5 protein-coding genes and 1 pseudogene are annotated in these 5,651 nt (G+C 71.9%); 3 read left to right on the forward strand and 3 right to left on the reverse strand.

The window, feature by feature from the left end:
• Nucleotides 1-141 precede the first annotated feature (141 nt).
• Entirely contained in the window at nucleotides 142-1,575 is a 1,434-nt protein-coding gene (locus tag P1P70_RS39570; protein ID WP_319246522.1) for an MFS transporter, read from the forward strand.
• 62 nt (nucleotides 1,576-1,637) lie between these two features.
• Here P1P70_RS39570 and P1P70_RS39575 read toward each other — a convergent pair whose 3' ends face one another.
• Nucleotides 1,638-2,114, reverse strand: coding sequence for a DUF2000 family protein (locus tag P1P70_RS39575; protein ID WP_413471654.1), 477 nt, complete (start codon nucleotides 2,112-2,114; stop codon nucleotides 1,638-1,640).
• 196 nt (nucleotides 2,115-2,310) lie between these two features.
• Between P1P70_RS39575 and P1P70_RS39580 the strand changes: the two genes are divergently transcribed.
• Entirely contained in the window at nucleotides 2,311-3,126 is an 816-nt protein-coding gene (locus P1P70_RS39580; protein WP_319246525.1) for an AraC family transcriptional regulator, read from the forward strand.
• On the opposite strand, the gene P1P70_RS39585 is transcribed toward P1P70_RS39580, so the two are convergent.
• Both P1P70_RS39585 and mshA read right to left on the reverse strand, forming a co-directional pair.
• On the reverse strand, nucleotides 3,071-3,586 hold the full coding sequence (locus tag P1P70_RS39585) for a YbjN domain-containing protein (protein ID WP_319246527.1): 516 nt from the start codon (nucleotides 3,584-3,586) through the stop codon (nucleotides 3,071-3,073). The genes P1P70_RS39580 and P1P70_RS39585 overlap by 56 nt on opposite strands.
• An 86-nt stretch (nucleotides 3,587-3,672) precedes the next feature.
• On the reverse strand, nucleotides 3,673-5,013 hold the full coding sequence (gene mshA / locus P1P70_RS39590; protein ID WP_319246530.1) for a D-inositol-3-phosphate glycosyltransferase: 1,341 nt from the start codon (nucleotides 5,011-5,013) through the stop codon (nucleotides 3,673-3,675).
• A 191-nt stretch (nucleotides 5,014-5,204) separates the two neighbouring features.
• Here mshA and P1P70_RS39595 point away from each other — a divergent pair.
• A pseudogene (locus tag P1P70_RS39595) lies at nucleotides 5,205-5,651 on the forward strand (class I SAM-dependent methyltransferase); the annotation flags it as partial.

Consider the following 5,651-nt stretch of genomic DNA (forward strand, 5'->3'; position numbering starts at 1 on the left):
CCGCCCCCGTCGTTCCCATCCCCGTCCCGTCGGCGTGTGTCCTCGACAGTTGACTGGGGTTGTTAATTGGGTGGCTCCCTTCTCGTTCGCGTTCGTAAGTTGTGTTCACTGCTTTAGCCGCTTACGTCCACGGGGGAGTCCATGCCGCTCGTCGCTGCCAGACGTGCCGTTCGGGAAACGGTGTCGGGGCTGCCCCGCGAGTTCTGGTGGCTGTGGACCAGCACCCTGGTGAACCGCCTCGGCGCCTTCGTCGCGACCTTCATGGCGCTGTACCTGACACTGGACCGCGGGTACTCCGCCTCGTACGCCGGGCTCGTCGCCTCGCTGCACGGGCTCGGCGGCGTCGTCTCGTCGCTCGGCGGCGGGGTCATGGCCGACCGGCTCGGGCGGCGGCCCACGCTGCTCGTCGCGCAGGTCTCGACAGCGTTGTCGGTCGCGCTGCTCGGTTTCGTGCGGGATCCCGTCGCGATCGCAGCCGTCGCCTTCCTCGTCGGCGCCGCCAGCAACGCGTCCCGCCCGGCCGTGCAGGCGATGATGGCGGACATCGTCCGGCCCGAGGACCGCGTCCGCGCGTTCTCCCTCAACTACTGGGCCATCAACCTCGGTTTCGCCGTCTCCTCCATGGCCGCCGGCTTCATCGCCGAGGTCAGTTATCGCGCCGGATTCCTGATCGAGGCCGGGATGACGCTGACCTGCGCGATCCTCGTCTTCCTGAAGCTGCCGGAGTCCCGGCCGGAGAGCGGGACTGCGCTGGGGAAGGCCGGCGCCACGGACGCGGTCGGGCTCGGGACCGTAGTCCGCGACGGGCGGTTCATGGGCGTCGTCGGGCTGTCCTTCCTCGTCGCGCTGATCTTCCAGCAGGGGTCCGTGGGGCTTCCGGTCGCGATGGGCGAGGCGGGCTTCACACCGGCGGACTACGGTCTCGCCATCGCCGTCAACGGGGTGCTGATCGTCGCCCTGCAGATCCCGGTCACCCGGTTCGTCGAGCACCGGGACCCGGGGCGCCTGCTCGTGGTCTCGTCCGTGCTCGCCGGGTACGGCTTCGGCCTCACCGCCTTCGCCGGGTCGATCGGGGTCTTCGCCCTCACCGTCTGCGTCTGGACCCTCGCCGAGATCGTCAACGCGCCGACGCAGACCGGTGTCGTCGTCCGCCTCTCGCCCGCCCAGGGGCGCGGCCGTTACCAGGGCATGTACACGATGTCGTGGTCCGTCGCCGCGCTGGTCGCTCCGCTGATGTCCGGCGTCGTCATCGACCGGTGGGGCGCGGAGTGGCTGTGGGGGGCGTGCGCGGTGATCGGGACCGTGGCGGGGGCCGGGTACTGGGCGCTGATGCGTCGGATGCCGGAATCGGAGGACGGGGCTGGTGGTGGGGGTGGGGGTGGGGCTGATGCTCAGGTTGTCGCCGTACCGGTGGAGCAGCCGGGCGGCGGGGAGCCAGTCGGCGCGAAGCCGGTCGTCGACGAGTCGGTCGTCGCGAAGCCGGTCGTCAAGGAGTCGGTCGTCAAGGAGTCGGTCGTCGAGAAGTCGGTCACCGGGGGGCAAGCCGTCGTGGGTGAGGCCGCCGGTTCGGTCTGAGTAGGCGGCAGCGGCCTCCTCCCGAGAGGCACCCGAGAAGCACCGAGACCTCCGTGACGGGCTCACGGGTGCATCCGCGCCCCCTTCACCACCTTGTCCACCCCGTTGCGCGGGCCGTAGACCGCCAACCCCACCAGGTCCAGCTCCCCCGTCGCGACGGACCGTACGGCTGCCCGGTTGTCGCGGTCGTTGCCGGTGGCGAACAGGTCGGACGTGAAGAGCGCGCGAGGGAGGGCTCGGGACAGTACGCGCGCGTGCGCCGCCTTCAGGACCTCCTTCGTGGCCTCGAAGACGAGGACCGGCTGCCGGAACATCGGGAGGTAGGCCACCCCGTCGGCGTCCTCGTACGGTTCGCCGATCACCTCGGGGATCCTCTGGCCGATGCCGCTGACCAGGAAGGACGTGACGTTGAGGCGCTGCCAGGTCGCGAGGTCGTCGCGGAGGAGGACGGCGATCTTGGTGTCGAAGCGCATGGGGGGCGTACCCACGGAGGGCACGGCGGTCGCGCCGGAGGCCTCGTCGAGCGTGTCGCTGTTCATGGGATGAGACTGCCGATCGCCGGACGACCCCGTCTTGTACGTTCTTTGCATGGGTACCCAGCGGTCCGGTTCCCCTCAGACATCCGGCTCCCTTCGGACATCCGACTCCCCTCGGACATCAGGCACCTCTCGGACATCCGGCTCCCCTCGGACATCCGATTCCCCCCGGCGTGACGTCACCGCCTGGCGGCCGCGCGTGCCCGGTGTCGTCGAGGTCTTCCACGCGCACTACACGGAGTACGCGTACCCGATGCATGTGCACGACGTGTGGACGCTGCTGATCGTGGACGACGGGGCCGTGCGGTACGAGTTGGACCGGCATGAACACGGGACGCCTCACGACACGGTGTCGTTGCTGCCGCCGTTCGTGCCGCACAACGGGGCGCCGGTGACGGAGCGGGGATTCCGGAAGCGGGTGCTGTACCTGGACCCGGACGGGCCCCTGGCCGCGCTGGACGCGAGCCTGGTGGGGGCGGCGGTCGACGGGCCTGACCTGCGGGATCCCGTACTGCGGCGGCGGGTGGGGCAGTTGCACGCGGCGCTCGCGCGCCCGGGCGACGAGTGGGAGGCGGAGAGCCGGCTGGCGCTGGTCGGGGAACGGTTGCGGGGACATCTGCGGCCGACGCCCACGTCGGGGGGCGCGGCGGGGCGCACGTCCGGGACCGCTCCCGGCGGTCGTACCGTCGCGCATCGGCTCCGCGAACTCCTCGACGAGCGGGTCGCGGACGGGATCACGTTGGAGGAGGCCGCGGGGACGGTCCAGGCCCACCCCGCGCATCTCGTACGGGCTTTCGGCGCGGCCTTCGGGATCGCGCCGCACCAGTACCTGATGTCCCGGCGGGTGGAGCGAGCCAGGCGGCTGCTGTTGGAAGGTATGCGGCCGAGCGAGGCGGCGGCGGTGGCCGGATTCTACGACCAGGCGCACCTGACGCGGCACTTCAGGCGGTGGGTGGGGGTCACCCCTGGCCGTTACCGGAACGGTCGGCCGCCACGTCTCGGGTCAGATGGCTGAACGCGTCCAGATTGCGGGTCGGTTCGCCGCGTGAGACGCGCCAGGCGTACTCCTTGCGGATCGCCGAGGCGAAGCCCAGTTCCAGGAGGGTGTTGAAGGCGCCGTCGGCCGCTTCCAGGACCTGGCCGAGGAGGCCGTCGATACCCTCGGGGGTGACGGCGGAGAGCGGCAAGCGGGCGGTGACGTAGATGTCGCCGAGCGGGTCGACGGCGTAACTCACGCCGTACAGCTTGAGGTTGCGCTCCAGGAGCCAGCGGTGGACGCCCGCCTCGTTCTCGTCGGGGTGGCGGATCACGAAGGCGTTGAGGGAGAGGGAGTGCCGGCCGACGATGAGGGAGACGGTCGTCGAGAGCTTGCGGGTGCCGGGGAGTTTCACGACGTAGGAGCCGGGGTCTGGGCTCTCCCACTCCAGCTCGGCCTCGTTGAGGACCTGCTCGATGATCGACGCTTCGTCAGCCATGGGGCGAGGGTACCCGCCGGTACGAGCGGGCCGGCGGGGGAGCCGCGCGGAGGCCTTCGCCAGGGGCGGCCCCGGGGAAGGTGGGCTCAGCCGTAGTGGGCTCGCAGCCCGTGGCGGCGGTGGTCGTGCATGGCCGCCGTGTACACGTCCGCGGTGGCGGTGGCCGAGGTGTCCCAGCCGAAGGACTCGGCGTGGCGGGCGGCGGCCGCGCCCATCCGGGCCGGCAGGTCGGGGGCGTCGGCGAAATCGCGCAGTACGCGCGCGTACGCGGCGGGATCGTGGCCCTGGACCAGGAACCCCGTCTCCCCGTCCCGCACGGCGACCGGGAGGCCGCCGACCGAGGCCGCCAGCACCGGCGTACCGGCCGCCTGCGCCTCGATGGCCACCAGCCCGAAGGACTCGCTGTACGACGGCATGACCAGCACGGACGCCGCCCGGAACCAGTCCGCGAGCTGCTCCTGCCCGACGGGCGGCCGGAACCGTACGACGTCGGCGATGCCGAGCCGCGCGGCCAGCTTCTGCAACCCCTCCGGCTTGGCGAGCCCGCTGCCGCTCGGGCCGCCGACCACCGGCACGACGATCCTCGACCGCAGCTCGGGGCGCTCGGCGAGGAGGACGGCGACGGCGCGGAGGAGGACGTCAGGGGCCTTCAGGGGCTGGATACGGCCGGCGAAGAGGGGGACCAGGGCGTCCGGGGGCAGACCGAGCCGGGCCCTCGCCGCGGCGCGGCCGTCGGCGGGACGGAAACGGTCGAGGTTGACGCCCGGGTGGACGACGGCGACCTTGGCCGGGTCGGCCTCGTAGTGGCGTACGAGTTCGTCGGCCTCCTCGGCCGTGTTCGCTATGAGGCGGTCGGCGGCGCGGACGATCTGGGTCTCGCCGATGACGCGGGCGGCGGGTTCGGGGGTGTCGTCGGCGGCGAGCGCGGCGTTCTTGACCTTGGCCATCGTGTGCATGGCGTGCACCAGGGGGACGCCCCAGCGTTCGGCGGCGAGCCAGCCGACGTGCCCGGAGAGCCAGTAGTGCGAGTGGACCAGGTCGTAGTGGCCGGGGCGGTGGCCCGCCCAGGCCTGCATCACCCCGTGCGTGAAGGCGCAGAGCTGGGCCGGGAGTTCCTCCTTGGCCAGCCCCTCGTACGGGCCCGCGTCCACGTGCCGGACCAGGACGCCGGGCGCCAGCTCGACCCTGGGGGGCAGGGCGCCGGTCGTGGCCCGCGTGAAGATCTCCACCTCGATGCCGTGGGCGGCCAGCCGCTGCGCCAGTTCCACGATGTAGACGTTCATCCCGCCCGCGTCGCCCGTGCCGGGCTGGTGCAGCGGTGACGTGTGCACCGAGAGCATCGCGACCCGGCGGGGCTTCCGGTGCAGCCGCAGCCGCCCCGCGCCGGCCGGGGAGCGTCGCCCGAGCCTGCTGACGTAGTGGCTCACGTGGCGTTCCTCCTCGCTCCGGGCATGCCGTTGGGAGGGCATGGGGTCCCTCTCGGGAGGGGGAACACCGGAGGAGGCTGTTCCATTTCCCCTTTGCACAATTATTACCGAGCTTCGCTCAACCGTTCGAGCGCATGGGGAGTGGAGCACGCCGGGAACACGGCCCCGGGAGGCCGACATACGCTCACCTCATGGCAAGACCAGTCGGCACCGTGACGCGCGGCACCACCAACCCCAACCGGCTGCGCCGCATGGACCGCTGGATCGCGGCGACGCACGGTGCCACACTCCGTCGCGCCGACACCCCCCTCGCCGTCGACCTCGGCTACGGCGCCGCCCCCTGGACCGCCGTCGAACTGCTCCACCGCCTCCGCACGGCGGCACCCCGCACCCAGGTCGTCGGCGTCGAGATCGACCCGGCCAGGGTCACTGCGGCCAAGCCCTACGCGTGCGAGGGCCTGACCTTCCGGCACGGCGGCTTCGAGGTACCCGTACCGGGCCGCCCGACCCTCATCCGGGCGGCGAACGTGCTCCGCCAGTACGACGAGGACGAGGTCGCCGCCGTCTGGGAACGCCTGTGCGCCCGCCTCGAAGCGGCCGCACCGCCCCCTCCCCTCCCCCCTATACCAAACCTGGTT

The sequence above is a fragment of the Streptomyces sp. MB09-02B genome (assembly GCF_033794485.1).
Taxonomy (GTDB): Bacteria; Actinomycetota; Actinomycetes; order Streptomycetales; family Streptomycetaceae; genus Streptomyces.

Bases quoted from the DNA above. Each gene is read 5' to 3' on its own strand.
- P1P70_RS39570 (WP_319246522.1), top strand. From the start codon at position 142: ATGCCGCTCGTCGCTGCCAGACGTGCCGTTCGGGAAACGGTGTCGGGG.
- P1P70_RS39575 (WP_413471654.1), bottom strand. From the start codon at position 2,114: ATGAACAGCGACACGCTCGACGAGGCCTCCGGCGCGACCGCCGTGCCC.
- P1P70_RS39585 (WP_319246527.1), bottom strand. From the start codon at position 3,586: ATGGCTGACGAAGCGTCGATCATCGAGCAGGTCCTCAACGAGGCCGAG.